The organism is Brooklawnia sp. (genome assembly GCF_049651565.1).
Lineage (GTDB): Bacteria > Actinomycetota > Actinomycetes > Propionibacteriales > Propionibacteriaceae > Brooklawnia.
The window spans coordinates 1-26476 of sequence record NZ_JBASCI010000025.1 but is presented as its reverse complement, the minus strand read 5'-3'; the positions used below and the strand labels follow the sequence as shown (position 1 = coordinate 26476).

Annotated in this window: 24 protein-coding genes and 1 pseudogene; 11 read left to right on the top strand and 14 right to left on the bottom strand. The window is 68.8% G+C overall.

The genetic code is table 11. The features are described from left to right. From WBL05_RS01295 to WBL05_RS01275, 5 genes are all read left to right on the top strand, one after another. A partial coding sequence (locus WBL05_RS01295) for a hypothetical protein (RefSeq protein ID WP_424223221.1) occupies window positions 1-202 on the top strand: 202 nt, incomplete at its 5' end. A 151-nt stretch (window positions 203-353) separates the two neighbouring features. After that, on the top strand, window positions 354-1094 hold the full coding sequence (locus tag WBL05_RS01290; protein WP_424223220.1) for an ABC transporter permease: 741 nt from the start codon (window positions 354-356) through the stop codon (window positions 1092-1094). Window positions 1095-1183: 89 nt separating this feature from the next. Then, the gene (locus WBL05_RS01285; protein ID WP_424223219.1) at window positions 1184-1735 is read left to right on the top strand and encodes a dihydrofolate reductase family protein; all 552 of its coding nucleotides are present in this window, start codon (window positions 1184-1186) and stop codon (window positions 1733-1735) included. Window positions 1736-1763: 28 nt separating this feature from the next. Next, window positions 1764-2084 (top strand): hypothetical protein, encoded by a 321-nt coding sequence (locus WBL05_RS01280; protein ID WP_424223217.1) that lies wholly within the window; start codon window positions 1764-1766, stop codon window positions 2082-2084. Window positions 2085-2575: 491 nt separating this feature from the next. Then, window positions 2576-3616 (top strand): DNA adenine methylase, encoded by a 1041-nt coding sequence (locus WBL05_RS01275; protein WP_424223216.1) that lies wholly within the window; start codon window positions 2576-2578, stop codon window positions 3614-3616. Here WBL05_RS01275 and WBL05_RS01270 read toward each other — a convergent pair. Together WBL05_RS01270 and WBL05_RS01265 are read right to left on the bottom strand one after the other, a co-directional pair. Then, window positions 3567-5084 carry a hypothetical protein gene (locus tag WBL05_RS01270; RefSeq protein ID WP_424223215.1) on the bottom strand — a complete coding sequence of 506 codons (1518 nt, stop codon included), beginning with the start codon at window positions 5082-5084 and terminating at the stop codon, window positions 3567-3569. The two genes, WBL05_RS01275 and WBL05_RS01270, sit on opposite strands and share 50 nt — an antisense overlap. Before the next feature lie 172 nt (window positions 5085-5256). Further along, window positions 5257-5541, bottom strand: a complete 285-nt coding sequence (locus WBL05_RS01265; RefSeq protein ID WP_424223213.1) for a hypothetical protein — start codon at window positions 5539-5541, stop codon at window positions 5257-5259. 568 nt (window positions 5542-6109) lie between these two features. Between WBL05_RS01265 and WBL05_RS01260 the strand changes: the two genes are divergently transcribed. After that, window positions 6110-8440: a glycoside hydrolase family 65 protein gene (locus tag WBL05_RS01260; RefSeq protein WP_424223211.1), complete on the top strand. Its 2331-nt coding sequence runs from the start codon at window positions 6110-6112 to the stop codon at window positions 8438-8440. 12 nt (window positions 8441-8452) lie between these two features. On the opposite strand, the gene WBL05_RS01255 is transcribed toward WBL05_RS01260, so the two are convergent. From WBL05_RS01255 to WBL05_RS01240, 4 genes and pseudogenes are all read right to left on the bottom strand, one after another. Continuing rightward, on the bottom strand, window positions 8453-9322 hold the full coding sequence (locus tag WBL05_RS01255) for an exodeoxyribonuclease III (RefSeq protein ID WP_424223209.1): 870 nt from the start codon (window positions 9320-9322) through the stop codon (window positions 8453-8455). 9 nt (window positions 9323-9331) lie between these two features. Further along, window positions 9332-10081 carry a succinate dehydrogenase/fumarate reductase iron-sulfur subunit gene (locus WBL05_RS01250; RefSeq protein ID WP_424223207.1) on the bottom strand — a complete coding sequence of 250 codons (750 nt, stop codon included), beginning with the start codon at window positions 10079-10081 and terminating at the stop codon, window positions 9332-9334. Beyond that, a pseudogene (locus tag WBL05_RS01245) lies at window positions 10078-11998 on the bottom strand (fumarate reductase/succinate dehydrogenase flavoprotein subunit). The gene WBL05_RS01250 and the pseudogene WBL05_RS01245 overlap by 4 nt, the downstream one beginning before the upstream one ends. After that, window positions 11995-12627, bottom strand: coding sequence for a succinate dehydrogenase cytochrome b subunit (locus WBL05_RS01240; RefSeq protein WP_424223222.1), 633 nt, complete (start codon window positions 12625-12627; stop codon window positions 11995-11997). The pseudogene WBL05_RS01245 and the gene WBL05_RS01240 overlap by 4 nt, the downstream one beginning before the upstream one ends. 349 nt (window positions 12628-12976) lie before the next feature. Here WBL05_RS01240 and WBL05_RS01235 point away from each other — a divergent pair, with 349 nt between their 5' ends. Beyond that, window positions 12977-13618: a TetR/AcrR family transcriptional regulator gene (locus WBL05_RS01235; RefSeq protein WP_424223206.1), complete on the top strand. Its 642-nt coding sequence runs from the start codon at window positions 12977-12979 to the stop codon at window positions 13616-13618. 573 nt (window positions 13619-14191) lie between these two features. Here the strand turns inward: WBL05_RS01235 and WBL05_RS01230 are convergent. Continuing rightward, window positions 14192-15211: a tocopherol cyclase family protein gene (locus WBL05_RS01230; RefSeq protein ID WP_424223204.1), complete on the bottom strand. Its 1020-nt coding sequence runs from the start codon at window positions 15209-15211 to the stop codon at window positions 14192-14194. A gap of 41 nt (window positions 15212-15252) precedes the next feature. On the opposite strand from WBL05_RS01230, the gene WBL05_RS01225 reads away from it, so the two are divergent. Beyond that, complete coding sequence (locus WBL05_RS01225; RefSeq protein ID WP_424223202.1) at window positions 15253-15687, top strand: NUDIX hydrolase; 435 nt, start codon at window positions 15253-15255, stop codon at window positions 15685-15687. On the opposite strand, the gene WBL05_RS01220 is transcribed toward WBL05_RS01225, so the two are convergent. Genes WBL05_RS01220 through WBL05_RS01210 form a run of 3 tightly spaced genes read right to left on the bottom strand, consistent with a single transcriptional unit; the run spans window position 15618 to window position 17080 of the window. After that, a complete protein-coding gene (locus WBL05_RS01220; RefSeq protein WP_424223201.1) occupies window positions 15618-16031 on the bottom strand; it encodes a hypothetical protein in 414 nt (137 codons plus the stop codon). The genes WBL05_RS01225 and WBL05_RS01220 overlap by 70 nt on opposite strands. 27 nt (window positions 16032-16058) lie before the next feature. After that, window positions 16059-16790, bottom strand: coding sequence for a DUF72 domain-containing protein (locus WBL05_RS01215; protein ID WP_424223200.1), 732 nt, complete (start codon window positions 16788-16790; stop codon window positions 16059-16061). Then, a complete protein-coding gene (locus WBL05_RS01210) occupies window positions 16787-17080 on the bottom strand; it encodes a Rho termination factor N-terminal domain-containing protein (protein WP_424223199.1) in 294 nt (97 codons plus the stop codon). Before WBL05_RS01210 ends, WBL05_RS01215 begins: the two co-directional genes overlap by 4 nt. 96 nt (window positions 17081-17176) lie before the next feature. Here WBL05_RS01210 and WBL05_RS01205 point away from each other — a divergent pair, with 96 nt between their 5' ends. Both WBL05_RS01205 and WBL05_RS01200 read left to right on the top strand, forming a co-directional pair. Continuing rightward, complete coding sequence (locus WBL05_RS01205) at window positions 17177-18454, top strand: MurT ligase domain-containing protein (protein ID WP_424223198.1); 1278 nt, start codon at window positions 17177-17179, stop codon at window positions 18452-18454. Then, complete coding sequence (locus WBL05_RS01200; RefSeq protein ID WP_424223197.1) at window positions 18451-19200, top strand: type 1 glutamine amidotransferase; 750 nt, start codon at window positions 18451-18453, stop codon at window positions 19198-19200. Before WBL05_RS01205 ends, WBL05_RS01200 begins: the two co-directional genes overlap by 4 nt. A 4-nt stretch (window positions 19201-19204) precedes the next feature. Here WBL05_RS01200 and WBL05_RS01195 read toward each other — a convergent pair whose 3' ends face one another. From WBL05_RS01195 to WBL05_RS01180, 4 genes are all read right to left on the bottom strand, one after another. Further along, window positions 19205-20023, bottom strand: a complete 819-nt coding sequence (locus tag WBL05_RS01195) for a hypothetical protein (RefSeq protein WP_424223195.1) — start codon at window positions 20021-20023, stop codon at window positions 19205-19207. A gap of 8 nt (window positions 20024-20031) precedes the next feature. Further along, a complete protein-coding gene (locus WBL05_RS01190) occupies window positions 20032-21444 on the bottom strand; it encodes an FUSC family protein (RefSeq protein ID WP_424223194.1) in 1413 nt (470 codons plus the stop codon). Between the two features lie 76 nt (window positions 21445-21520). Continuing rightward, window positions 21521-23230, bottom strand: coding sequence for an alpha-amylase family protein (locus tag WBL05_RS01185; RefSeq protein WP_424223192.1), 1710 nt, complete (start codon window positions 23228-23230; stop codon window positions 21521-21523). Beyond that, window positions 23227-24186 carry a TIGR03885 family FMN-dependent LLM class oxidoreductase gene (locus tag WBL05_RS01180; RefSeq protein ID WP_424223190.1) on the bottom strand — a complete coding sequence of 320 codons (960 nt, stop codon included), beginning with the start codon at window positions 24184-24186 and terminating at the stop codon, window positions 23227-23229. The genes WBL05_RS01185 and WBL05_RS01180 overlap by 4 nt, the downstream gene beginning before the upstream one ends. A gap of 176 nt (window positions 24187-24362) precedes the next feature. On the opposite strand from WBL05_RS01180, the gene WBL05_RS01175 reads away from it, so the two are divergent. Beyond that, window positions 24363-26476 (top strand): catalase (locus tag WBL05_RS01175; protein WP_424223189.1); only part of this gene is annotated, 2114 nt, incomplete at its 3' end.

Sequence of the window (26476 nt, the reverse complement as noted above, 5' to 3'; positions counted from 1 at the left end):
GCCCGGCGCCGACATCCTGCCCGACGGACAGATCGAGGTCGGCGGCGGACCAGCCGCGCTGACCGCCGTGCTCATCGCCCTCGCCCGGCACGACATCACCCCCACCGATGTCCGCACCCACTCCCGCAGCCTGGAGGACGTCTTCCTCGGCATCGCCGACAGCAGCACGCCGCTGCCGGCCGACGTCAGCCACTCGCGATAGCAAAGGGACACACCCCGTTATGGACCGGTTCTCTGCACACTCAGTGGATCACTCGCACCAGGAGCGCGACCCCGAACTCACCGGCGGCGCGGCCAAGCGTCGTCAGGTGCTCGCGGCGCGCCCCGGCCATTCATCGACCTGGCGCGCGCCGATGAGGCGCCTGCTTCGGGTCGAGGCCTTGCTGTTCGTCCGGGACCTGCCTTCCGCCGTGTTCGCGCTCATCGTCCCCGCCCTAATCCTCCTCGGGGCCGGGCTGGCCATTCCCGGCATGCGCGAGACCCTGACCGGCGGGCAGCTGGACGGGCTGACGATGATCCAGGTCTACACCCCCGCCGTGCTGACGATGGCCCTGGCGACGCCAGCCCTGTCCACCCTGCCGGTGATGGTGGCGAACTACCGCGAGCACGGGGTGCTGCGCCGGCTCTCGACCACCCCCGCCCGACCCGGCGCCGTTCTCGCCGCTCAGGTCGTGATCAACCTTGCCGCCTTCGTCGTGGCAGCCGCCCTCGCCGTGCTGCTCGCCACCGTCGTCTTCGCCGCGCCGCTACCCCGGCAGACCCTCACCGCGGCCATTGCGCTGCTCGCGGGTGCCCTGGCGATGTTCGGCCTCGGGATGCTCGTGGCCGCCCGCGCCCGTACCGGATCCGCCGCGGCCGCGGTCGGGATGCTGCTCTACTTCCCGCTGCTGTTCCTCGCCGGTATGTGGACCCCCGGCCCGCTCATGCCCGACCTCGCCCGGCAGATCGCCACCTACACCCCCCTCGGCGCCACGAGTCAGGCCTTGGCCGCCGCGTGGTTCGACACCGGCTTCCCAGCCCTCCAGGTCACCGTTCTGATCGCCTGGACCGCCCTGCTCTACCCGCTGGCCGCCAGGACCTTCCGCTGGACCTGACATGGACACTCGCCACGCAACACTCAGCACGAAGCCACCCTCAACGACTTCAGTCGCTTTGCTTCAGCGACCCCGAGAAAGGAAGACCAATGGCCTTGCTGGTACTCAAGATGTCCGTCTCACTGGACGGCTACGTCGCACCGACGGACGGCAGCACCGACTGGATCGCCGCCGGAGGCTCCGACGACGCCCTGGCGTGGACCGTGGAGACGGTCGGCAACGCCGGGGCGCACCTGATGGGCGCCAACACCTACGCGGTGATGGCTGCCTTCTGGCCTGGCGCCGCCGGGCCGTTCGCCACGCCGATGAACGAGATCCCCAAGGTCGTGTTCTCGAACTCGCTCACGTCCGCCGACTGGGGCGAGACGACGATCGCTACCGGAGACCTGGCCGCGTCCATCATGCGACTCAAGCAGGAGCGCTCCGGCGGTTACCTGCTCGCCCACGGCGGGGCACGATTCGCCAGGTCGCTGGTAGAGACTGGCCTGATCGACGAATACCGGCTCCTCATCCACCCCGTCGTCCTCGGCGAGGGCGAGCGGATCTTCCACGCGCCCCTCACCATCGAGCCCAAGAGCACCATCGCATTCAGCGGCGGAGCAGTCGCGCACGTCTTCGCGGCGCACCCTGACCCAGCCTGAGTCAACCGAGCGGCACCATGGCCCTGTGATGGACGAGCCGGCACTGGTGCGGCAGGCCCGCGCCGGTGATCTGCTGGCGTTCGAGGAGCTGGTCGCGCCGCACCGCGCTGGGCTGCACGCCCACTGCTACCGGATGCTCGCCTCCGCGCACGACGCCGATGACGCGCTCCAGGACGCGCTGATCGGCTACCGGCGACGTCGACATGGCGCGCTTTACGCGGCAGTTGGTCGGGATGGGGCGGCTCGCAGTGGAGCAGCGGTGAGCGCGAAGTCGCGGGTGGGGGCGCCTGCCCGACCGCTGCGGTCTCCGGTAGGTCTCCTAGTCGAGTTGACTGCTGAATCTGGCTGAGCCGCTCTGTGATGCTCCGCACCTCCGACGTGTTGAAATGGTCACGCCAGACCTGCGTATCCACAGAGTCGAGGCCACTGACCTCACCGTTGCGCTCGGCAAGCCGGAGCACCTCCAGCGCCCCGACCCGAGCCGAGAGTCGGCCCGTCACCGGATCGTTGGGTTCGACGAGCATGGACAACACCATGCGCGCGGTGCGCTCATCGTTTGCGACATCACTCAGTCCAGTCATCAACGGTTCCCTCAGCACTCGATGCCGATGAGGTATGCGCGGCCTTCCAGCGAGCCTGGGCCAGGTCCATTCCCCTTACGGCGGCGAAGCGCAACTGGTTGCCGTTCCTGGCCCGTCGGCAGATTCCTTGACGGGACCTTCCTGGCGCAGCCCGCGTGGCGTCTGGCACGGACTGGTGTAACGAGTAGTATTCGTAACATGAAGAGCCTAGGCGGACTGACGGACGCGGGGCTTACCGACCTCGATCGTGCGCTACGTCATGAACGTCTACGCCGTCGCGAGGCCTGGCGAGATTGCGAGAACTGCGGCGAAGCGTTCCTCGGACGAGGTGATGCACGCTTCTGCACCACTCGTTGTCGGGTTGCTGCACATCGGGCGAGGAAGGACTCCAATGAATGACAGCCTGCGTGTCATCGGATCACGCCGCTACGGCACGCTCTCACCGCTTCGATACCCCGGCGGGAAGGCCGCGCTCGCCGGGTTCTTTGCTGACATCATCACCGCTCTTGGCGTTGAGGATGCTCGGTACATCGAGCCCTACGCAGGAGGCGTGGGCGCAGGGATCGCGCTACTTCGTGAGGGTATCGTCCGGCACTTGGTTGTCAATGACATCGACCCGGCCGTCCATGCCTTCTGGAAATCTGTCGTTGCTCACAATGCAAGCTTCGTGGAGCTAGTCGAGTCAACTCCGCTGACCATTGACGAGTGGCAGAGGCAACGAGAGATATACCGATCCCGAGACGAGCGCGATGCGCTGCGCCTAGGGTTCGCATTCTTCTTCCTGAACCGAACAAATCGCTCGGGGATTCTGAACGCAGGCGTTATCGGCGGACAGCGTCAGGAAGGGAAGTACAAGATTGATGCCAGGTTCAACCGACAGACCCTCGTTGAGCGGTTGACCGCAATCGGCGACCTCGCAGATCGCATCACGGTCTCTGACCTCGATGGCAGGACTGTAATTCAGCAGTACTCTCACGACGAGCGATCGTTCATGTACATTGACCCGCCCTACGTACAGGCAGGCTCGCAACTCTACCTAAACGCCTTCGACGGACGGGACCACAAGGCCCTCTCGGTGATCGTCAACTCAGTCGAAAGGGCGCACTGGCTGATGACCTACGATACGGCCCCGCTGATCGAAAGACTGTACAAAGATCAGTTCCAGTGCCGACTAGAACTCACCTACTCTGCCAGGTACCCGGGACAGGCCGAAGAGTTGCTGGTAGCATCCCCTTCGGTCGCACAGGCGATCAAGGCGTTGCAGATGACGTCTGTGATAGCGGACGCAACAAGCGCCTAAGCAGCGGGTTCACGACCTTCCATGCCTGCCTGACATCATCCGAACTCACGGAAGCATCGGCACTGTGCGCGATGAGGTTGAACCACTGGATCGATCCGTACTTGTGCGCGTTACCCGACTGGATAGCACTAATGCCTGACTTGAGCGACTTCTCTTGTCCATAGGCCTGCACCACGCGCTTGAATACATCGCTCAACTGTCCAGTGGCGGGGGTTGGAGAGCCCTCGAAATGGACCTTGATGGTGGCCTCCAATACTGAGCGCATGAGGATCGCGGCCGCGATAGGGAGATTCGAGAGGCTGATCTTGCGCAACTCGAAGTATCGCAGCTTGAGATTCAGCGGCGCGTTCTCGTAGTCGAGCCCCGACAGATCAAGCGTGTCCTTCGTGTCTGGATGGTTGGGTCCACGGCTGCCCGTGCCGCCAGGAGGGCCGGGTGGGTTCGGAGCAGCTCCATTCCCGCCAGTGCTGGGCCCGCCGGGCGCACTGGACGGACCACCTTGGGATGGTCCTGATGGCGTCGGTTGCGCGGGAGGAGTGGGCGGCGCTGGTTGGGGCGGAGCCGGAGTCGATACGCCGTTGAGGCGATCCACCAGGGACTGATACTCCAGGCTGCGCTTCTTGAACTCTGGCGAGCGAGTGTTGAGACGCCCTGCACGGAACTCGCTGACGAGGTACTCCAAAGCGTTGAGCTTCTTCTTAGTCAACTTCACAGCGATCTTCTCAGGCGTCGAAGCCCGCGGCAGAAGCATGCCATCCTTGTCGAACTCGACACCGATCGCGGAAGCAATCTCCTTACTTCGGTAGGCATACTCGAAGGCTGACATCGCCAGGTCGTCACTCGCGGCGTACTGCCGGAGGGTGTGATCGGAGAATGGCGCTGCGCTGAGGAAGCGCCGCATCACGGCCATCCGCATGAACCTGGCAACCTCGACATCCGGGTACTGTGCCTTCACATCGTCGACCGTGGTCTGCTCGTCGACGAGCGAATAGTAGAAGGTTGCCTGCTGATCGCGACTCCAGCGCCTCTTCGAGATGCCGGTGTGCAACCTCGCGACGTGAGGTGCAGCCGTCGCCCGGTCGGGAGCGACGATGACACGGATTCGTTCGGGGAGATTCTCCGCCTCCACTGCGTACCGCTTCAGTAGGGCTCGAATCTCTGCCTCATGGCCGGGCACGATCGTCGGGTCCTGGAGCGCCTTGAGCGCGCTGACTCGACGGTTGCCTTCCAGTACGGTGTATGGGGAGCTACCGCCGGACGCCGATGCCGACGTCACGATCGGGACTTCGTTGTCGAAGTAGCCGTCACGGAGGATCAGGCGCGCCGCTCCGAGGACGTCCTCAGATGCAAAGAGGTACTTCAGCGCACCTGCTTCGTCGTCGCGGCGCGACGGTATGCGGTAGTTCTCCAGGTCGAGAAGGAGCCGGTCGAGGTCGACCTCGACTATCGGTAGCTGCTCGTAAGCCATATCCAGCCCTGCTCTCGTGCTCCGTCCGGCGATCCACGCCCTCGGTGCCGAACTGGCGAGAGCAGTCGTTCATCTCCAACGGTAGCTGTAGGCCCCGGTCTCTGGGCTGAGACACGTCGGGAGCGACGATGTCCGCCGAAATCCTCCGCGCGATCTGCGGCCCGGAACGGCGCTACGAGCCATCGCTGGCTTCATCCACGATCAGTCCAGCTTCGACGAGAGCCAGGCGAACGCCCTTGCGGTCAACACCCATCCGCCGACTGATCGCCCGCATCGAGACACCCGCTCGGGCGAGGCGTACAGCCTCCGCCTTCTCGTCGAGGCAGAGCCCCGGTCGACGGCTCGGCACGTTGCGGCGGCGGAGGTGGGAGAACACCGTGGCGCGGTGGATGCCATTCCGTTCGGCCAGAGACTTGACACTCATCCCGGCCAGGTAGTCACCGACGAGCTGGTCCACCTCGGAGGCGGTGAGAAAAGTTTGAGCCGTCTCGATAGTCCTGACGACGGGCCCCCGATCGTCCCTCGGAGCGCTACTCTGGGGTCGTGCGGACACCTGGTAGACGCCCCGCAACAGGCGGTTGACCAGGGTTTTCGTCTTGGGGGCGGAGTTGCCGAACGTGCTACTTAGGCACCCCAAACGGGTCAGGTTTGAACCTCTTACCAAGGGCCCAATCTCTCGTGGAGGTGCCAACCTGGCCCCGTTCTTCTTCCGCCGCGCCGACCCGCCGGCCGCGCCGGCCGCGCCGGGCGAGCGCACTCCGGGTGGTGCAGGACGTTGAGAACGTGACCCCCGGCGCACGAACGAAGAAGCGACCCACACCCCATTCCACCGTGGTCAGCGGGTGGACGATCTCGTGGCCGCGCGCTTCGCCGTGGGCATGGCTGCCGTTGGGCCAACAACGCAGTGCTCCACGGCGCCTGCCTCCAGGACCCAGGCGTCCGGTCACGCAGACCGCTAGCCGGCCAGTGGTCGGGTATGTTTCCTCGGTCCCGCTGTGCTGCGCCACCTACTTGAGGAGCTGTTGATGGCCAAGCCGACCTTCGAGATCGATCCCTGGCAGATCCGCGAACCGAGCGTGAACGTGGACGCCCTAGCGGTCAGCGAGTCGGTATTCAGTCTGTCCAACGGTTATGTCGGGATCCGCGGCACGCTCGACGAGGCCGAACCCAACCAGGTGCGCGGCACCTTCCTGTCCGGGGTCTACGAAACCCATCCGCTGTCGTACCCGGAGGAAGGGTACGGCCACCCGACCGAGGGGCAGGCGATGATCCGGGTGGCCGACGGCACACCCCTGCGGCTGGCCGTCGACGGCGTCCCACTCGACGTCACCACCTTCACCCCCCAGGTGCACGAACGAACGCTGGACCTGCGGACCGGCGTCCTGCACCGGAAGATGGCGTGGCGCACCGAGACCGGCACCCGGGTCGAGCTGGAGTCGCAGCGCCTGGTCTCGCTCCGGGAACGGTCGCTGGCCGCGGTCCGCTACCGGGTGCGCGCCCTCGACGGCGCCGCACACGTGGTCGTCCGGTCTGAACTGGTGCTGGGCGAGCGGCCGCCGGAGGTCGACAGCCCCGACCCCCGGGTCGCCGACGCCCTCGACCACCCCTTCGAAACCCTCACCACCAGCAACAACGAATCGGGCGGCGCGTTCGCCGCCCGCACGCGCCGGTCTGGCATCGCGATCGCGGCCGCTGCCCAGCACGTGGTCTCCGGCGGCCGATCCGACACCCAGCAACTCGAGGACCACGTCATCACCACCATCACCGCCGACCTGGACGCCGGTGAATCGCTGACGATCGACAAGTTCCTCGGCCAGGTCTGGTCGCGCCAGTCGCACCCCGACTCGCTGCTGGAAGCCGCCCGGACAGTAGTCGACTCGGGAATCGATCTCGGCTGGGACGGGCTGGCGGAGATCCAGCGTTCAGTGCTGGACCAGATGTGGGCGAGCGCCGACGTCGAGGTCGACGGCGACCCCGAACTGCAGCAGGCGCTGCGGTACAACCTGTTCACGCTGTTCACCAGCACCGCGCTCATCCACGATGCTCCCCTCGGCGGCAAGGGGCTGACCGGGCTCGGCTACAGCGGCCACACCTTCTGGGACATCGAGGGCTTCGTCATCCCCGCACTGTGCCTGCTGTTTCCGGACGCGGCCGCCCGGCTGCTGCAATGGCGCCACGCCACGCTGGACGCCGCCCGCGACCGCGCAATGGTGCTCGGGGTGGACGGGGCGTCGTTCGCCTGGCGCACCATCGACGGCCACGAGGTCTCGGCGTACTGGCCGGCCAGCACCGCAGCGCTGCATGTCAACGCCGACATCTCCCGGGCATTCTGGCTGTACGGGAACGTGACCGGGCGGGGAGCGGCGTCCGTGGGTGGGCTGGAGGTGCTGGTCGACACCGCCCGGCTGTGGATGTCGGTCGGCCACGACGACTTCGAGGGCAGTTGGCACCTGTTCGGCGTCACCGGGCCCGACGAGTACACCGGCGTGGTCGACGACAACGTCTTCACCAACCTGATGGCGCGCCGAAACCTGCTGCGGGCGGCCGAGGCCTGCGAGGAGTCACCCGAGCAGGCCGGGCAGCTGGGGGTGGACGCCGCCGAGCTGCACCGGTGGCGGTCCGCAGCGGCTGCCGTCCACGTGCCGTGGGATGAGCGCAAGCAGGTGCACCCGATGAACACCAACTTCACCAACTACCGGGAGTGGCGGTTCGAGGACAAGCAGGACTCCTACCCGGTGCAGCAGCACCAGCACTACGCCAAGTTCTACCGCCGCCAGGTGCTCAAGCAGGCCGACATGGTGCAGGCACTGTGGTGGTGCCGCGAGGACTTCACCGCCGAGCAGGTGGCCCGGGACGTCGACTACTACGAAGCCCGCACGGTGCGTGACTCGTCGTTGTCGGCGTGCGTCCAGGCCGTCGTCTGCGCCCAGGCGCAGCACCCCGACCTCGCCTACCGCTACCTGCGGGAGAGCGCCCTGACCGACCTGGCAGACGTGCGCGGCGACACCGTGAAGGGGCTGCACATGGCATCGGTGGGCGGCACCTGGCTTGCCTTCGCGGCCGGTCTGGGTGGGCTGCGCGAGGACGCTGACGATCTCGAGCTGTCTCCCCTGCTGCCCAGCCAGTTGGTCCGGATGCGTTACCGCGTGCGCTGGCGCGGCCGGCTGCTCGACGTCGAGACCACCGGGCAGGGCACCACGATCACCATGCTGCGCGGCGACGAACCGGTGGACGTGATCGTGGACGGCGTCCGACTGGAGGTCGCGCCCGGCAGGCCGGCCAGCGCCCCGCTGCGCGTCCCGGCCCCGCTGCTGCCCGAACCGACCCAGCCGGTCGGCCGGGAGCCCAACGCCTGAGCCGGGACGGGACTACTTGTCAGGCCGCGGGGCCTGCGGCAACCGGACGCCGCGGCCGCGCTTCACCGGGTTGGATGGCGGCGGCACCACCGGGCCGATGTCGCCATCGGGGGCGGAGTCAAGGTCGACAATCACCGGCGCGTGGTCGCTCGGGCCGCTGCCCTTGCGGGCCTGCCGGTCGACCCAGGCGGCCGCCACCCGGTCGGCCACGCTGCGGGAGGTCAGCACCAGGTCGATGCGCATGCCGAGGTCCTTGTGGAACATGCCGGCCCGGTAGTCCCAGTACGTGAAGACCCGCTCGCCGGGCCATCGCTCCCGCACCACGTCGACCAGGCCGAAGGCGGCGATCCGATCGCGCTCGGGACCGGTGACGTGGGTCTGGCCGATGTAGGCGGCCGGGTCGAAGACGTCGGCGTCGGCGGGCGCGACGTTCATGTCGCCGCAAAGCGCCACGTGGGCCGGTCCGGTCGCCACCGCGGCGCGCAAGGCGTCCAGCCAGGCCAGCTTGTAGTCGTAGTGGTCGCTGCCCACCGTACGTCCGTTCGGCACGTACAGGCTGTGGACGCGCACTCCCCCGCAGGTCGCGCTGATCGCGCGGGCCTCGACAACCCCGGCGTACTCGGGCTGGCCTTCGAAGTCGGGGGTCACCTCGTCCAGCCCGACCCGGGACAGGATCGCCACCCCGTTCCACTGGCCGTGCCCGTGGTGGGCGAAGCGGTAACCCAGTCCATCAAGTTGCTCGCCCAGCAAGTCGGCGAAAGCGGCGTCGGACAGCTTGGTCTCCTGCAGGCAGACCACGTCGGGGCGGCGTTGCTGCAGCCACGGCAACAGCCGCGGGACCCGCATTCTGACCGAGTTCACGTTCCAGGTGGCAATGCGCACCCAGTCAGGCTAGTCGGCCTTGCCGCGGAAGAAACCCCGGAGCCGTTCTCGGTGGGTGGCGGCCACCCCGGTGAGCGGGATGCCGGCCGGGCAGACCTCGACGCATTCGCCGTAGCTGCTGCACGGGCCGAACTCGGCATCCAGCACCTTGCCCATCGCCCTGGCCCGCCGGCCCCGTTCCAGGGCGCCGTGCGGCAGCAACGCCAGGTGGGCGAGCTTGGAACCGGCGAACAGGTGCGCCGACCCGTTGGGGCAGGCCGCGACGCACGCCCCGCAGCCGATGCAGGCTGCGTAGTCGAGCGCCAGTTCGGCGTCATCGTGGGTGACCAGCAGCTGGTCGGCGTCCGGGGCGGTACCGGCGTCCACCGCGACGAACCCGCCGGCCCGGATCACCCGGTCGAGCGCACTGCGGTCGACCACCAGGTCACGCACGACCGGGAAGACGGCGCTGCGCAGCGGCTCGATGCGCAACCGGCTGACCTCGCCGAACGCCCGCAGGTGCTGCCGGCAGGACGGGGTCTTGGGCACCGGGCCGTGCGGCCGGTCGTCCACCGTCACCCCGCAAGCGCCGCAAACCCCCTCGCGGCAGTCGGATTCGAACTGGACCGGCTCGATGCCCTGGGCGACCAGTTGGTCGTTCAGCCGGTCGAGCAGCTCCAGCAGGCTCATCTCGGGGGTGGCGTCGTCCACCACGTACTTGGCGAAGCGGCCGCGCTGGTCGGGGCCGTCCTGGCGCCAGACCTCAAGCTCGATCCTCATCGGTAATCCCTCACCTCAAGTGGCACCAGCTGGTAGTTGAGCGGTTCGGTGTGGCGGACGTGTTCGCCGTCGGCGGTGGTCTGCCAGGCCGAGACGTTGGCCCAGTTGGCGTCGTCGCGGCGGGCCTCCCCGTCGGGCAGCATGTACTCCTGCCGGAAGTGGGCGCCGCAGGACTCGGTGCGGTCGAGCGCGTCGATCACCATCAGCTCGGCCAGTTCGAGGAAGTCGGCCACCCGGCCGGCCCGCTCCAGTTCCTGGTTGATCCGGTCGGGGCTGCCCAGCACCTTCACGTCGCGCCAGAACTTGTCGCGCAGCTCGCGCACCTGGCCGAGGGTCTCGCTCAGGGACGCCGCCGACCGCGACACCCCGCACCCGGCGTAGAGCAGCTCACCCAGCCGGCGGTGGAAGGTGACCGGGCGGGTGTCGCCGTCGATGGCCATCAGCCGGTCGATCCGGGACTGCACCACCGCTACCGCCGAAGCAGCCTCGGGGGCGTCCGGGGCCAGCAGCGAACCTGCGGCCAAGCCGGCCAGCCAGTTGGGCACCGAGTAGGGCAGGGTGAACCAGCCGTCCACGCAGGCACCCAACAGCGAGTTGGCGCCCAACCGGTTGGCGCCGTGGTAGCCGTTACCCGCCTCACCGGCCACGAACAGGCCGGGCAGCGAGGTCATCATGTCGAAGTCCGACCACAATCCGCCCATGGTGAAGTGCGCGCCGGGCGCGATCCGCATCGGCTGGGTGAACGGGTCCTCGCCGGTGACGTCCAGGTACATGTCGAACAGGTTCCCGTAGCGCTCGGCGATCACCTCCCGGCCCAGGCCGGCGATGGCGTCCCGGAAGTCGAGGTAGACCGAGTTGCGTAGCGGGCCAACGCCCCGGCCACCATCAATCTCCTCGCGAGCCGCCCGGGACGCCACATCGCGTGGGGTCAGGTTGCCGTAGGCCGGGTAGCGCCGCTCCAGGTAGTAGTCACGCTCGGCCTCCGGGATCTCGTTCGGTGGCCGCGGGTCACCCGGGGTCACCGGTACCCAGATGCGTCCGTCGTTGCGCAGCGACTCGCTCATCAAGGTGGTCTTCGACTGCCAGTGGGACGAGACCGGCAGCGCGGTCGGGTGGAACTGCACGAACGACGGGGACGCGAACAGCGCCCCGCGCCGGTGCGCCCGCCAGGTGGCGGTGGCGTTGGAGTTCACCGCCAGCGTCGAGTGGTAGTAGACGCTGCCGTAGCCGCCGGTCGCCAGCACCACAGCATGCCCGGTGTGCACCGTCACCTCGCCAGTGACCAGGTCGCGGGCCACGATGCCCTGCGCCCGGCCGTCGGCGGCCACCAGGTCGAGCATCTCGTGTCGGGTGTGCAGCCGGACGCTGCCGCGCTGCACCTGCCGCAGCAGCGCCTGGGCGGTGGCCACTTCCAACTGCTGGCCGGTCTGGCCGCGGGTGTAGTAGGTGCGCGACACCTGCACCCCGCCGAACGACCTGGTCGCCAACTCGCCGCCGTACTCGCGGGCGAACGGGGCGCCGATCGCCTGCAGGTGGTCGATCACCCGGGCCGACTCGGTGGCCAGCCTGACCACGTCGGCCTCCCGGCCACGGAAGTCGCCGCCCTTGATGGTGTCGGCCACGAATCGGGCGACTGAGTCGCCGTCGACCTTGCGGGCCACGGGCTGCGTTGATGCCGCCCTGCGCGGCCACGCTGTGCGCCCGGCGGGGCAGGTCGTGGAAGGTGAAGCACTCGACCCGGAAGCCGAGCTCGCCGAGGGCGGCCGCAGCGCCGCCGCCAGCCAGCCCGGTGCCGACCACGATGATGGTGAACTTCTTCCGGTTGGCCGGGCTGACCAGCCGGTATTCCGCTTTGCGGCGTTCCCATGCGGTCAGCGGATCACCGGCCGGGACCTTGCCGTCCAGCCGTTGACTCATGTCACCACCCCCATCTGGACCAGGACCGGGATCAGCGCGTTGCCGAGCAGGATCGCCAGCGCGACCAGCACGCCGACCACCACCCAGACCATCCGCAGTCGTTGGCCGGTGGCGCCGAGGTCCTGCAGCAGCGTCCGCGACCCGTGCACGATGTGGGCGGCGATGACCAGCATGATCGCGGCGTAGAAGATGGCCATCCATGGCCGGGAGAAACTGGCCACCAGGTTCTGGTAGGCGTCCCCCGACCTGAAGCTCTCGGGGGTGACCAGGCGGCCGATGGTCAGGTCGAGCAGGTGGACGCCGACGAAGACAAGGATCAGCACCCCGCCGGGCAGCATGGTGCGTGCCCCGGTGGCAAGCAGTGTCGGCATCCGTCGTCTTCGGTGGGGGCCGCGGGCCCGGCGTCCCCTGGCCCACAGCACCAGCGAAGCCCAGACGTGGGCGAGCACGCTGACCACCAGCAGCACCCGCAACGCCCACAGCACCCCGCGGTGCGGGATCAGCGGGTAGCCGACCTCGCGCAACCACTGGGCGTAGCCGTTGAACGCCTCTGGGCCGGAGAAGACCTTCAGGTTGCCGATCATGTGGACGAACACGTAGCCGACGAAGATCACGCCGGTGACGGCCATGACCTGCTTCAGGGTGAATGTGCTCGGCCTCGCTGCCATGCCAGACACCATAGGTGACCCGGCCGACAAAGACAGTCGGACCGCCCGGATGAGCGGCCCGACGTCCCTGTCGCCCCCACGGCCCGGTCACTGCTTCCGGAACTTGCCCTGCACCTCGCCGGCCACTTCTCGACGCTGTTGGCAGTTCGCGGTCGTGAACGAAGGTGTTCTGCCTCTCGGTTGGCGACTCAGGCAATGCCCACCTGCCCCCACTCAGCGGGGATCGGCCGGCACTGCGGCGTGGCGATTGTCCGGATTCGGCTTCCGCTAGCGGATATCACTAGTGAGGTCTCCCGTTACAATTCCTGACATGGCCCTGGGGAAGCCCCGCCAGAAGACTCGTCGCGAGCAGGCAGCTGCCTCGCGGCGCAAGGTGCTGCGGGCGGCCCGGGACGCGTTCCTGGAGTCGGGATACCACGCCGCGACGATGGCGCAGGTCGCCGAGCGGGCGGGCCTGGCGGTGCAGACCGTGTCGTACTACTTCGGCACCAAGCCGAAGCTGATGAGCGAACTGATCACCGCCACCATGCGCCGCGCGATGGGGGAGGTAGCCCCCGTCGATCGGGAGAGCTGGACCCGTTCCGAGACCACCGCCACCGACGGTGGCACGCTGGTGGACGCGTTCCTGACCGAGGTGCACCCAGTGCTGATGTCGGTGTCGCCCCTGATGGACGTCGCCCGGATCGGCGGCCTGACCGATCCCGAGGTCCGGGACGTGTACGTCTTCCACGAGAACTGGCGGAAGCGGGACTTCGCCAAGCTCGTCGACGCCATCAACAGGGTCGGTTCCCTGCGCGAGGGCCTGGACGTCCGCACCGCCAGGGACGTGGTACTGACCATGCTGTCGCCGGACATGTACCGGGTGTTGAGCGTCGACCGGGCCTGGGATTCCGAGCAGATCGAGCTGTGGATGCGGCACAGCCTCAAGCAACTGCTGCTGCGCAAGCCCTGATCCGAGGCCCAGCCAATCGCTGCTGGCAACACCACCGCTCCCGCCACACCGCCGCTCCCGCCCACCCGAACCCCAGTGCGGAGGATCGCGCAGCGTAGTCGCTGACCGATCTTCCGCGTTGTTGCGGGATCGGGCCCCGCCCCGGCGCGGGCATGCAGCCCGCCCCCGTGCACCAGGTTCCCCCGGGCCGGAGGTTCGGCCCAGGCGTGAGCGTGCACTATCCGTCCCCAAGTCCGGATAGTGCACGCGAAGCGCTCCAGAAGCGGGCACTTTCTCGCCCTGGACCCGGATGATGCACGCGGAGAACCTCACGAGCATGCAGCATCGGTCCTCAACGACCACTCAACGACCAGTGATGCCCGACACAGCTCCCGCCTCACACGCTGCGCGGAAGATCGCGCAGCGTAGTCGCTGACCGATCCTCCGCGTTGTTGCGGGGGAGGAGCTTCGCAGTCATTGTCACTGGCCAGCCCACCCCGATCCTCCACATTGTTGCGGCGGGAAGGGGACCCTGGCCGAGCAGACCCTGCCCAAGGGTGGGGCTGGTCCGATAGACCCGCGCCAAATCGAGCCCTAGTCCGGGCGGGGGTCGCCACCCCGGCCGGCCAGCTCGCCCTCGGCCGGGCCGCGGCCGCCGATCTCCAGCCCGGCGAGCTGGGTCTCGCCCGCCCAGACCTCGCGTCCGAACTCGCGAACCCAGACCCGCATGGTGCCGGCCAGCAACTCCAGGTCGCCCGGGGTGTTGTGGCGCTCCTCGACCAGCGGCACCGGCAGCACGAATGCCTCCTCCAACTGCCCGTAGCCGCGCACCTCAACCTCCCACCGGGCCGACCTGCCGCGCAGCAGCCAGGCACCGATCGGAGTCTCGGTGGTGACCGGCGACGTCCCGGGATTGCCCAGCCGTAGCACGCGTCCGTCGGGCAGCGCCACCAGCAGGGCGGTCACCTCGGTCGCCCACCTGCGCCCCAGCAGCTGCGGGCCGGCGGTGATCCGGCCGCCGGCGAAGGCGACGCAGGCGTCCGGCTCGGCGAAGCCCTGCGCCTGACCCCACCACCAGGCCAACGGGAACCCGCCCCGTCCCCAGTTCTTCTCGGCATAGACCTGCCAGCCATCGACCCGGGTCTCCACCCCGCCCACCACGATGGTTCCGTAAGCCCGGCCGCCCAGCAGCCAGGGGTGCCAGTACTGGTTCAGCCCGGGCACCAGGTGGAAGTAGCTGGAGCCGCCGAACAGCCGCCACGGCCAGGGGCGGGGCTCATCGATGGTGACATCAACCGAGCAGTCCCCCACCGCGATCCGCACCTCGTCGGCGAAGGCCAGCACCTGCTCACCGACCCGCACCCCCAGCCGACCCATGTGGGCGGCCGCGTTGGGCAGGGCCGCGGTGGCGACCACCTTCTCCGGCTCGGATGCGATCCCCACGGTCGCCCACCGGCCACCGTGCCGCGGGCTGTTGATGCCCACCAGCGCGATCACCACCCGTTGTGAGGCCGGGTCGGTGAACCGCCAGTAGTACCCCTCCATCGAGACGCCATGCCACGGCAGCGGGTCACCGAACGGCAGATCCGCGCCACTGCGGCGAAAACAACTCATACCAACAGGGTGACACACCGGGGCGAACATAGGCTGGCCCAATGGAGGTCGTGCCAGCAGCCGGAGTGATCATCATCAGCGACGACGGCCGGATCCTGCTGGTGCGTCGCGGCCACCAACCCCAGATGGGCCGCTGGACGGTTCCCGGCGGCCGCCTCGAACCGGGCGAGACCCATGAGCAGGCCGCCGCCCGGGAGGCCCTCGAGGAGACCGGCCTGCAGGTCCGGATCGAGCGGGAGGCGTTGCGAGTGCGACTGCCGGCCGGCGAGGGCCGGGAGTTCGAGGTGCGCGACTTCATCGCCACCGTCGCCGGTGGCACGTTGCTCCCCGGTGACGATGCCGCCGACGCCCGCTGGTTCACCCCGGAAGAGCTCGATCGGGTCGAGCTGACCACCAACCTGCTGGGTTACCTCCGGGACGCCGGAGTCGCCCCCGACTTGCGCGACGCCCGGGTAGCCCCCGCCGACTCCGACTGACCCTGCCGCAGCCAGGCCGCCACGAACGCGAACTCGACCACGGCATCGGCGAGGTAGATGGGCCGGAGCCGGCCGGCCAGCGCGTAGATGGTGTCGATGGTGCCCAGGGTGGCGGCGGTGCCGATCCCCAAGGTGCGGACGTTGCGTTCGGCGTCGGACGACTCCCCGCTCTGCAGCATCGTCCAGCCGATGGTGCCGAGCAGCCCGCCGACGGTCTGCACCAGCCACTCGTCCTTCTTCGGCCCGGTCAACCATTCGAAGCTGCGGTAGTGCACCAGCGGCCAGACCCCGGTCACCAACAGGTAGAGCCCCTGGGCCGCGCCCAGGGTGCGAGCCGTCCTCATAGTCCCTCCAATCGGTTGTGCAGGCAATCAGTTGTGCAGGCATGCCCGCAGCGCCTGGGCGTTGCGCACCGCGTTGCCTTCCCGGTCATTGTTGAAGTAGGCGAACACGCTGCGGCCCTGGTCGAGCCACTCCCGGATCCGATCGGCCCACCACTGCATGGAGTCATCGCTGTAGCTGCCGCCGTAGAGGTGGTTGTCGTCAGGGCCGTGCAGCCGCACGTACACGAAGTCGGTGGTGGCGCGCAGCACACACGGCAGCCGCGCCCCGCTCATCACCACGTACGCCGCCCGGTGCTCCTCCAGCAAGGCAAAGACCCGGTCGTCCAGCCAACTGTCGTGCCGGAACTCCACCGCCACCCGTACCCAACGTGGCATCGCGGCCAGGAAGTAGCCCAGCCGGGCGTCGTCGCGCTCCATGCCGGGCGGCAGTTGCACCAGCAACACCCCGAGCCGGTCGCCCAGCATGGTCAGGCCCGGTTCCATCCGCCCGATCCAGGTCTCCGGTGAGTACAGCCGCTTGCCGTGGGTCAGCCCGCGGGGTGCCTTGACCGTCATCCGGAACCCGTCGGCCAGCCGGCGCCGCCAGGACGCGAACGAGACCTCGCGCGGCCAGCGGTAGAAGCTGGCATTCAACTCCACGGTGTCGAACAGATGGGCCTGGTAGAACTCCAGCCGGCGGGCGGCCGGCAGCGTGGGCGGGTAGACCGGGCCGTTCCAGGAGTCGTAGACCCAGCCGGAGGTGCCGATCCAGGCCTTCACCTGCCGTGCTCGCGCAGCGCCTCGATCAGCTCATCCTTGTTCATCGAGGAGCGCCCGGAGATGTCGAGTTCGCGGGCCCGTTCCAGCAGTTCGTCCTTGGTCCGGTCGGCGTAGTTCTCGGCCCGGCCGCCCCTGCGGCCGACCTCCTCGCGGGAGGTGTTCGCGGCCGCGTTGGCGATCCGGGCCGACTTCTCCTTGCTATTGCCCTCCCGCCGCAGCGCCTCGTAGAGCTCGGGGTCCTTGACCGAAGGCCCGGGGTCGGCAGTCTCGCGTTTGCCCTTGGGTGACATCGTTCCACCTTCTCGCTCGATCCTCCTCCCAGACTATGGGCAACAGCGCTGCCACCACACCCCTTCGCTCGGTGCCGGTTCTGACACAATGGCGAAGTGAATTCCGCGAGGCGACCCCCATCGATCTTCGGCCGGGCCCGACAACAAGTGGCCTTCGCGGCTGGCAACGCCGCGGCGCTGGCGTCCCGACTGACCGGACGCGGCACCGGGGCATCGATCAAGGGCGCGGTGATGACCCGGATCGACCCGACGCTGTTCCGCCGACTGCTGGCCGGCAAACGCATCGGCGTGGTATCGGGCACCAATGGCAAGACCACCACCACCCACCTGCTGGCCGCCGCGCTGCGCGAGTCAATGGCCGACCCGCGCGACGTGGTGACCAACGCGGACGGCGCGAACCTGCGCGAAGGGGTGGTCTCGGCGCTGTCGACCCGACCGAAAGCACCGATCGCGGCACTCGAGGTGGACGAGCAGGTGGTCGCCGACGTGGTTCGTCACGGTCGTCCCGAAGTGCTGGTGATGCTGAACTTCAGTCGCGACCAGCTCGACCGGCACCACGAGATCAACGCGCTGGGACGCCGGTGGCGCCAGGCGCTGGAGGCCGCCGGCGAGGAGGGCCCGACGGTGGTCGCCAACGTGAAGGACCCGCTGGTGGCCTGGGCGGCCCAGCCGGCCCGCAAGATCATCTGGGTCGACCTGGGCACCGAGTGGTCGCAGGACTCGGCGTTGTGTCCGGCCTGCGGTTCGGTGCTGGTTCACGACGACTCCGGGCACTGGGACTGCCCCGGCTGCGAGCTGAGTGAGCGCGAGCCCGACTACCGGGTGGACGGCGACGAGGTCGTCATGCCCGACGGCGACCGGCTGGCGTTGAAGCTGCAGGTACCGGGCCGGTTCAACCGCGGCAATGCGGCTTGCGCGCTGGCCGCCGCGGTCGAGATGGGGGTGTACCCACCGGTCGCGGTTCGGGGCATGCGCACCGTGCAGGCGCCGGCGGGCCGGTTCGCGATCGGCAGCTACGGCGACACCAGGGCCCGGCTGGTGCTGGCCAAGAACCCGGCCGGCTGGGCCGAGTCGCTGCTGGTGATGCAGTCCGACCCGGTGATCCTGGCCATCGACTCACTGATCGCCGACGGCACCGACGTGAGCTGGCTGTGGGACGTGGACTACGAGCAGTTGGCGGGGCGGCGGGTGATCGCCACCGGCCCGAGGTCGGCCGACCTGGCGGTCCGGTTGAGCTACGCCGAGGTCGAGCACGAGGTCATACCCGACATCGCCGAGGCGTTGAAGGGGCCGTTCGACGGCACCGTGGATGTGTTGGCGACCTACTCGGCGTTCCTGCGCCTGGGCCGAATGGGAGGGGTGGACCTGAAGTGACCCACAAGATCGTGGTGGTCTACCAGTCGCTGCTGGGCATCTACGGAGACCGCGGCAACGCAAAGGTGCTGCAGAAGCGGCTGGAGTGGCGCGGCGAACCGGCCGAGCTGATCGACGTCGAACCCGGGCAGCCGGTACCCCCGGACGGCCTGGTCTACCTGCTGGGCGGCGGGGAGGACTGGGCGCAGATCGCGGCCGTCAAGGCGCTGGAGGCCGACGGCGGCCTGCACGCCGGGCTGGACGCCGGTGCCGTGCTGTTCGCAGTCTGCGCCGGGTACCAGTTGTGCGGGCACAGCTTCACCGTCGGCCAGAACGACGAGGTCTTCAAGGGTCTCGGGTTGCTGGACGTGGAGACCCGGCGCGGTGACCAGCGAGCGGTCGGCGAGATCCTGACCCGCTGGCAGCGTCCGGACGGCAGCGAAGAACTGCTCACCGGGTTCGAGAACCACGGCGGGTTCACCAGCCTGGGTTCGGACGCCGAACCGTTCGCGAAGGTCGAGATCGGGGTAGGCAACGGCACCGACGGCCACGATGGCGCGGTGCGCGGCAACATCATCGGCACCTACCCGCACGGCCCGATCCTGCCGCGCAACCCGGCACTGGCCGACCACCTGCTCGAACTGGCGCTGGGACGCAGGCTCGACCCGCTACCGCGTCCCGACGTCAACGTCGAACACGACCGGCTGCGGGAGCAGCGGCTGCAGGTCGTCCGGACCACCAGGAACCGGGCCGAGCAGACCCGGTAACCGCTCAGGACAGCGGCGCTCCTTCGAGGCCCTCGACCCGGGCCCGACGACGGGCCCCCGAAGCGTAGAAGCCGGCCGCGATGATGAAGCAGCCGAGCCCGGCCAGCAGGCCGAGCAGCAGGTTGCGCGGCTCGCCGACCAGCCGCGTCCAGCCCAGCCAGGCCAAACCCCACACCAGCCCGACACCGACCGCGAACTGCCGGTACAGCCGGCCGGCCAGGCCGAGCGCCCCAGCCACGAACAGGGCCAGCCCGGCGATGACGATGACCAGGTGCAGGTCGTCGTCCACCGGCTCCAGGGTGTCGAGGACGACACCGACCCCGAGCAGCAGTTGAACGCAGCCCAGCCCCAGCGCCAGCCCCCAGCCCGGGTCGGTGGCCAGGTGCTCGACCCAGCTCGCGCGGTACTTCGTCAGCCGCCAGGCCACCAGGGCCAGCGCGCCGGTCTCGACCACCAGCAGCGCGACGGTCGGCACTACCAGCCCGGCGCGGGCCAACAGCACCCAGGCGAGCTGGGCCAGCCCGCCAACGATGGCCGGGAAGCCGATCGAGGCCAGTCGCAGCGACCGGCGTCCCCGCGGCGTCCACTGCCACACCACGAAGACGGACAGCACGCCCGCGACCGCCCACCAGATGGTGAAGGCGCGGGGGTCCAGCGACAGCAGCGAGTCGCTCTGGCCGAACCAGGCGGCGGTCGGCGCGTCCGGCTGCGGCTCGGTCAGCGGCACCAGGACCGCACCGATCGCGAGCGTCAGCGCGGCGACCGTGTTCAGGACGCTGGGTAGCAGCCTGGGGCCGGTTGGGTAGTCCTCGTCATTGGCCACTCCCCGATTCAAGCAGGTTGGTCATCCTCGGGAGCAGGGGTGGGCCGGGGCGGCCTGGGTGGTTGCTCGATCGACGGCATCAGCGCAGTGGTGTCGTCACTGGAGACCTGGTGGCTGCCCTCGGGGTAGGCGATCCTGGACTGGGCGGCCCGGGCCCGCAACCGCTGCTGCGCGAACTGGCCCCACGGGCTGCGGATCCGCGGGCCGATGCTGCCGGCCGGCAACGCCCGGCCGAGCTGGGATGCCTGCCATTGGTGGCGGACCTCGCGGTACTCGGTGAGGTCAAGCTCATTGAGGATGTTCTCGACCGCCGACAGGATGGTGCCGCGGGTCAGCCACAGTCCGGTCTGGTCGGTATCGACCCGCATCAGCGCGGTGAGGTTTGCTGCCGCGATCCGGGCCTGGTCCATGGCGGCCTCGTGGCGTTCCTCCGCCACGGTCGACTGCCCGGTCACGTCGGCCTCGATCAGCTCGGTGAAGGTCTCGATCGCCCGGCCGAGCCGTTCGAGGACGTCCACCAACGCCGGACGCACCTGTTCACCGTAGCCGTCGTCCGGGGTCGGGTGCTCCGGGGCGGCGGTCTGGATCGTCCGGAACAGGTTCCGGCTGGCCAGCAGGCAGCGCTCGACGGCCTCCAGCCCGCTGCGCAACAGCGGCACCACGTCGGCGTTGAAGATCTGCCGGGTGTTGTAGCGCTGCACGTCGGCGGCCTCGTCCAGCGTGGTGGTAGCCGAGGCGATCAGCGGGGTGATGTGCCTGCTCTCGACCAGCCAGCCGCTGGCGGCGTCCTTGGTCATCGGCTGCCTGGTGAGGTACTTGGCGGCGCTGCGGAAGATCTCGGTCAGCCGGCCGGAGATGTGGCGCAGGTCCCGGGTGAGGTCGGGCACCTTCACCCGGCGCGGCCACAGCAGCGGCAGCACGATGCCCACCGTCGTCCCGATGATGGTGTTGGCGAACCGGTTGAAGGCGGCGACGTCGGCACCGGCCGAACCGAGGATCAGCATGGCGCTGATGGCGACCTCGGCAGAGCCGCTCTCCAGCCGCAGCACCCGGGCCATCATCAGCGCGACGAAGACCACCAGGGCCAGCGACCACCAGTGCAGGCCGACGAACGCGGCCACCGACATGGCGATGCTGATGCCGGTCACCACGGCGATCACTCGCACCATCCCGGCCCGGAACGACCCGCGCAGCGAGGCCTGCACCACCAGCAGCGCGGTGAGGGCGCCGGTCAGGTCGGCCGGAGGTGACAGCAGCCTGGTGGTCAGCAGGTAGCCGAGCACCGTCGCGAGCGTCAGGCGGGCGACGTCCTCGATCGAGTTGCGCAGCCCGCTGCGGAGCTGCCCTATGCTGCTCGGCAGCCCCGGCCAGATCTTGCGCAGCTTGTCGCGCAGGTGGTGGGTCTTGGGCTTGGTAACCATTGCCTTCGACGATAAGCGGCAACCCCACTTGCAGCCAGCTCTCGCGAAATGGTTGCCGAAACAACGTTGCCACTGCTCAGCGCAGCCGGCGGTCCCCCGGCAGCAGGATGCGCAACCACAGGTGCCCATACCCGTCCACCGGGACGAGGAGTCGTCCGCGCTCACCCACCTCGAGGCTGAGGTCGGAGAACAGGTCGATCACCTCGGTGCCGGGGGCCAGGTCAGCCAGGGCCAGGGTAACCTCGACCGGCTCCGGTGCCAGGTTGTGGACGAGCACCGAGCTCGCCACCCCACCGCCGAACTGGTTCCAGGTGCACCGGTGCGCGAACACCGCCGGCGAGCCCGAGTCGAGGACCTCGCAATCACCCATCCCGACCTCGGGGCACTCGCGGTAGCGCCTGGCCAGCAGACTGATGAAGGCCAGTAACGAGTCGGGGTCGGAGCGCTGGTCCTGCACGTTGACGTGGGCCGGGCCGTAGGGACCGGTGGTCAGCGGGGCGGTCAGCCGGGACGGTTTCGCCGGCGAGAAGCCGCCGTTGCGGCCGGCGGTCCACTGCATCGGGGTGCGGACGGCCAGCCGGCCGGGCACGGCCAGGTTCTCGCCCATCCCGATCTCCTCACCGTAGAACAGCACCGGCGTCCCGGGTAGCGAGAACATCAGCGAGTAGACCATCTTGATGATCCGGGGGTCGCCGTTCAGCATCGGTGGTAGCCGCCGGCGCAGCCCGCGTCCGAACAGCTGCATGTCTGGGTCAGGGCCGAAGGCGTCGAAGACCTCCTGCCGTTCGTCGTCGCTGAGCTTGTCCAGGGTGAGCTCATCGTGGTTGCGGACGAAGTTGGCGAACTGGTTGGTGGCGTTCAGCTTCGGGCGGCGGCGCAGCGTGTCAACCATCGGGTTGACGTCCCGTCGGGCCAGCGCCAGGTAGAGCCGCTGCATCAGTTCGAAGTCGAACATCATGGTCAGTTCGTCACCCTCGGCGTCGCCGAAGAACGGCATCTGGGCGTCATAGGTGAGGTTCACCTCGCCGAGCAGGATGGCGTCACCGCGGCGCCGACTGGTGAACTTGCGCAGCGCCCGCAGGTAGTCGTGCGGATCGCCGTACTGCGCTGCCAGCTCCTCGTCGGCCCCGGCAGCGTCGATCAGGTAGGGCACCGCGTCCACCCGGAAGCCGTCGATGCCAAGCTCCAGCCAGAAGCCGATGATCCTGGCCACCTCGGCCTGCACCGCCGGGTTGGCGATGTTCAGGTCGGGCTGCTCGGAATAGAAGTTGTGCAGGTACCACTCGCCGGTGCGCTCGTCGAAGGTCCACAGCGACGTCTCCTCGTCGGGGAAGATCACCTTGTCGGAGGTGTCCGGCGGCTCGGTGTCGCGCCAGATGTAGAAGTCGCGGTAGGGGCTGTCCTTCGACGCCCGGGCTGACTTGAACCACGGGTGCTTGTCGGAGGTGTGGTTGACCACCAGGTCGACGATGATCCGCAGGCCCCGGTCCTTGGCGTGCCGGATCATCTCGACCAGGTCGCCGTGGCTGCCGAGGCGCGGGTCGACGCCGTAGTAGTCGGTGATGTCGTAGCCGTCGTCGCGTTCGGTGGTCGGGTAGAACGGCATCAGCCACAGGCAGGTGACGCCCAGCTCGGTCAGGTAGTCGATCCGTTCGGCGAGCCCGGCGATGTCACCGACGCCGTCGCCGTCGGAGTCGAGGAACGTCTCGATGTCGAGGCAGTACAGTACCGCGCTCTTCCACCACAGGCGGAGGTCTCGGTGATCAGCATCGGGGCTGCCGGTCACTGGTTGAGCTGTGGCAGCACTCGGGCGCCGAAGATCTCCAGGAACGGCCGCTGCTCCTGGCCGACATGGTGCAGGTAGACAGTGTCGAAGCCCAGCGACGCCAGGTCGTGGATCCGCTGGGTCAACTCCCCCAGGTCGGCACTGATCAGCACGGAAGAGTGCAGCTGCGCCGCGCTGATGCCCTCGGTGCTGACGGCGTCGTAGGCGTCCACCAGCAGGTCGGTGTTGGCGGGCGGGGCGAAGACGTTGGACCGCCACTGGTCGTTGGCGACCGCGAAGGCCTCCTCAGCGGTCGGCCCCCAGGCCAGGTGCACCTGCAGGATCTTGTGGTCTGCACCGCCGGCCTCGTCCCAGGCGTCGAGCATCCGGCGCAGGACATCGGCGTCCTGGTTGATGGTGGCCAGCCCGTCGGCCCAGCGCGCACCCCGGACGGCGGTGTCGACCGTGATGGCCGGCGCGATCAGCTTCGGCCTGGGGTCGGCCACCTCCCACAGCTTGGCCTGGTGCACCTTCACCAGGCCGTCGTGGGTGACCGTTTCGCCGTCCAGCAGCCGGGAGATGATGTCGACGCACTCCTCCAGCCGCTGCTGCCGGACCGGCTTGGCGGGCCAGACCTCGGCCGTGACGTGCTCGCTGACGTTCTGCCCTGATCCGAGCGCCGTCCAGAACCGGCCCGGGAAGATCTGCCCAAGGGTGGCGATCGCGTGCGCCACGATCACCGGGTGGTAGCGCTGGCCGGGCGCGGTCACCGTGCCGAAGCTGAGGTTGGTGGTGGCCAGCGCGGCCCCCAGCCACGGCCAAGCCATCCCGGAGTGGCCCTGCCGCTTCGACCACGGTTCCAGGTGGTCGGAGCACATCGCGGCGGCGAACCCCACCTGCTCGGCCAACTGCACGTCGGCCAGCAACTGCCGCGGCGAGATCTGTTCGTGTGACGCATGGAATCCGTACACCGTCATGAACCGTGTCTAGCAGAGCACCCGCGATCCACCACGTGGTTCGGCGCTGGGCGAAATAGCCGGCCGGACCAGCCCGCCGGGCGGACCGGGCAGCAGATGAAACGAGTCGCAGCGGGTAAGCGAGTGCCATTCCCACCCCGAACAGACCAGTTCCCGAGACTCGAAAGGTACGTCCAATGGCCAACCAACGACACGTCTCCGCCAAGTCCAAGCCGATGCCCCGGCCGGCGCCCACGGTGGCGGAGCCCACCCAGGTGATCGAACCGCTGCCACCGGCCGCTGACCAGTCCGCCCCGCCGGTGTACACCGCGACCGGCGCGGACACCGGCGCGCCGGCCACCGCGCGGGCCCAGCAGGGCGCATACCTGACCACGTCCACCGGGGCCCGGCTGTACGACACCGACCACAGCCTCAAGGCCGGCCGGCGCGGGCCCGTCCTGCTGCAGGACCACCACCTGCGCGAGAAGATCACCCACTTCGACCACGAACGCATCCCCGAACGGGTGGTGCACGCCCGCGGTGCGGCCGCCCACGGCGTCTTCGTCAGCAACGGCGCGGCCAGCCGGCTCACCCGGGCCGCCTTCCTGCAACCCGGCGTCGAGACCCCGGTCTTCGTCCGGTTCTCCACCGTGCTGGGTTCGCGCGGCTCCATCGACACCCCGCGCGACACCCGCGGCTTCGCCACGAAGTTCTACACCAGCCAGGGCAACTACGACCTGGTCGCCAACAACATTCCGGTCTTCTTCATCCAGGACGGCATCAAGTTCCCCGACATCATCCACGCCGGCAAACCCGAACCCGACCGGGAGATCCCGCAGGCCGCCAGCGCCCACGACACCTTCTGGGACTTCGTCTCGCTGCACACCGAGGCGCAGTTCCACACCATGTGGAACATGTCCGACCGCGCGGTACCGCTCAGCTTCCGCACCATGGAGGGGTTCGGCATCCACAGCTTCCGGCTGGTCGCCGAGGACAACTCCACCGTGCTGGTGAAGTTCCACTGGAAGCCGCACGCCGGCATCCACTCCCAACTGTGGGAGGAGGCCCAGATGACCGCCGGTGTCGACCCGGACTTCCAGCGCCGGGACCTGGCCGAGGCCATCGAGAACGGCGCGTTCCCCAAGTGGGACCTCGGCATCCAGGTCTTCCCCGACACCCCCGACGAGTTCTTCGAAGGCATCGACCTCCTCGACCCGACCAAGATCGTCCCGGAGGAGTTGGCGCCGGTGCAGGTGATCGGCACGATGATCCTGAACGCCAATCCCACCAACTTCTTCGCCGAGACCGAGCAGGTGGCCTTCCACCCCGGCCACCTGGTGCCGGGCATCGACGTCACCAACGATCCCCTGCTGCAGGTTCGGCTGTTCAGCTACATCGACACCCAGATCACCCGGCTGGGCGGGCCGAACTTCAACCAGTTGCCGATCAACCGGCCCCGGGTGCCGGTCAACGACATGCTGCGCGACGGCTTCCACCAGCACGGGGTGCACGCCGGCAAGGCACCCTACCGGCCGAACTCACTGGACGGCGGCAACCCGTTCAACGCCGACGCGGAGGCCGGCGCCTTCATCGAGTACCCGCAGGTGGTGCATGAGGCGGCGATGCAGCGGGCCAACCCGGTGTCGTTCGAGGACCACTTCTCCCAGCCGCGGATGTTCTTCCGCTCGCTGACCCGGATCGAGCAGGAGCACGTGATCGCGGCCTACTCGTTCGAGCTCTCGAAGGTGGAGTGGCCGCAGGTGCGGGCCCGGCAGGTGCAGTTGCTGGTGACCATCGACCGGGAGCTGGGCACCGAGGTCGCCAAGGCCCTCGGTGTGCCGGTGCCGGCGCCGCTGGACGTGCCGGTCGCCGACCTGCCGGTTTCGCCGGCGCTGCGCCAGCTCCGGGACGAGACCTACCCGCCGGAAGGCCGCAAGATCGGGATCGTCGCCGACCAGGCCACCGACCTGGACTTCCTGCAGCAGGTGATCGACGCCGTGCAGGCGGTGGACGCGGTTGCCCTGGTGGTGGGCCCGCACGCTGGTGACGTCGCCACGCCAGATGGGACGTTCTCGGTGGACAAGCCGTACTTCGGCTGCCGGTCAATCGAGTTCGACGCGCTGGTGCTCACCTCACCGCTGCCACCGGCCGCCGACGTGCCGACCAGGCGGGACGCCCAGGCCGGCGTCCCGGCCGCCCGGGCCGCGACGGCCGACCCACGGGTCCTGCTGCTGTTGAGTGAGTGCTTCCGGCACGGCAAGCCAATCGGGGCCACACCACAGGCGGTGGAACTGTTCGGGCAGGCCGGCTT

Bases quoted from the DNA above. Each gene is read 5' to 3' on its own strand.
- WBL05_RS01280 (WP_424223217.1), top strand. From the start codon at position 1,764: ATGGACGAGCCGGCACTGGTGCGGCAGGCCCGCGCCGGTGATCTGCTG.
- WBL05_RS01190 (WP_424223194.1), bottom strand. From the start codon at position 21,444: ATGGTTACCAAGCCCAAGACCCACCACCTGCGCGACAAGCTGCGCAAG.
- WBL05_RS01240 (WP_424223222.1), bottom strand. From the start codon at position 12,627: ATGGCCGTCACCGGCGTGATCTTCGTCGGCTACGTGTTCGTCCACATG.
- WBL05_RS01210 (WP_424223199.1), bottom strand. From the start codon at position 17,080: ATGTCACCCAAGGGCAAACGCGAGACTGCCGACCCCGGGCCTTCGGTC.
- WBL05_RS01275 (WP_424223216.1), top strand. From the start codon at position 2,576: ATGAACGTCTACGCCGTCGCGAGGCCTGGCGAGATTGCGAGAACTGCG.
- WBL05_RS01230 (WP_424223204.1), bottom strand. From the start codon at position 15,211: ATGAGTTGTTTTCGCCGCAGTGGCGCGGATCTGCCGTTCGGTGACCCG.
- WBL05_RS01285 (WP_424223219.1), top strand. From the start codon at position 1,184: ATGGCCTTGCTGGTACTCAAGATGTCCGTCTCACTGGACGGCTACGTC.
- WBL05_RS01235 (WP_424223206.1), top strand. From the start codon at position 12,977: ATGGCCCTGGGGAAGCCCCGCCAGAAGACTCGTCGCGAGCAGGCAGCT.
- WBL05_RS01225 (WP_424223202.1), top strand. From the start codon at position 15,253: ATGGAGGTCGTGCCAGCAGCCGGAGTGATCATCATCAGCGACGACGGC.
- WBL05_RS01270 (WP_424223215.1), bottom strand. From the start codon at position 5,084: ATGGCTTACGAGCAGCTACCGATAGTCGAGGTCGACCTCGACCGGCTC.
- WBL05_RS01260 (WP_424223211.1), top strand. From the start codon at position 6,110: ATGGCCAAGCCGACCTTCGAGATCGATCCCTGGCAGATCCGCGAACCG.
- WBL05_RS01180 (WP_424223190.1), bottom strand. From the start codon at position 24,186: ATGACGGTGTACGGATTCCATGCGTCACACGAACAGATCTCGCCGCGG.
- WBL05_RS01290 (WP_424223220.1), top strand. From the start codon at position 354: ATGAGGCGCCTGCTTCGGGTCGAGGCCTTGCTGTTCGTCCGGGACCTG.
- WBL05_RS01250 (WP_424223207.1), bottom strand. From the start codon at position 10,081: ATGAGGATCGAGCTTGAGGTCTGGCGCCAGGACGGCCCCGACCAGCGC.
- WBL05_RS01220 (WP_424223201.1), bottom strand. From the start codon at position 16,031: ATGAGGACGGCTCGCACCCTGGGCGCGGCCCAGGGGCTCTACCTGTTG.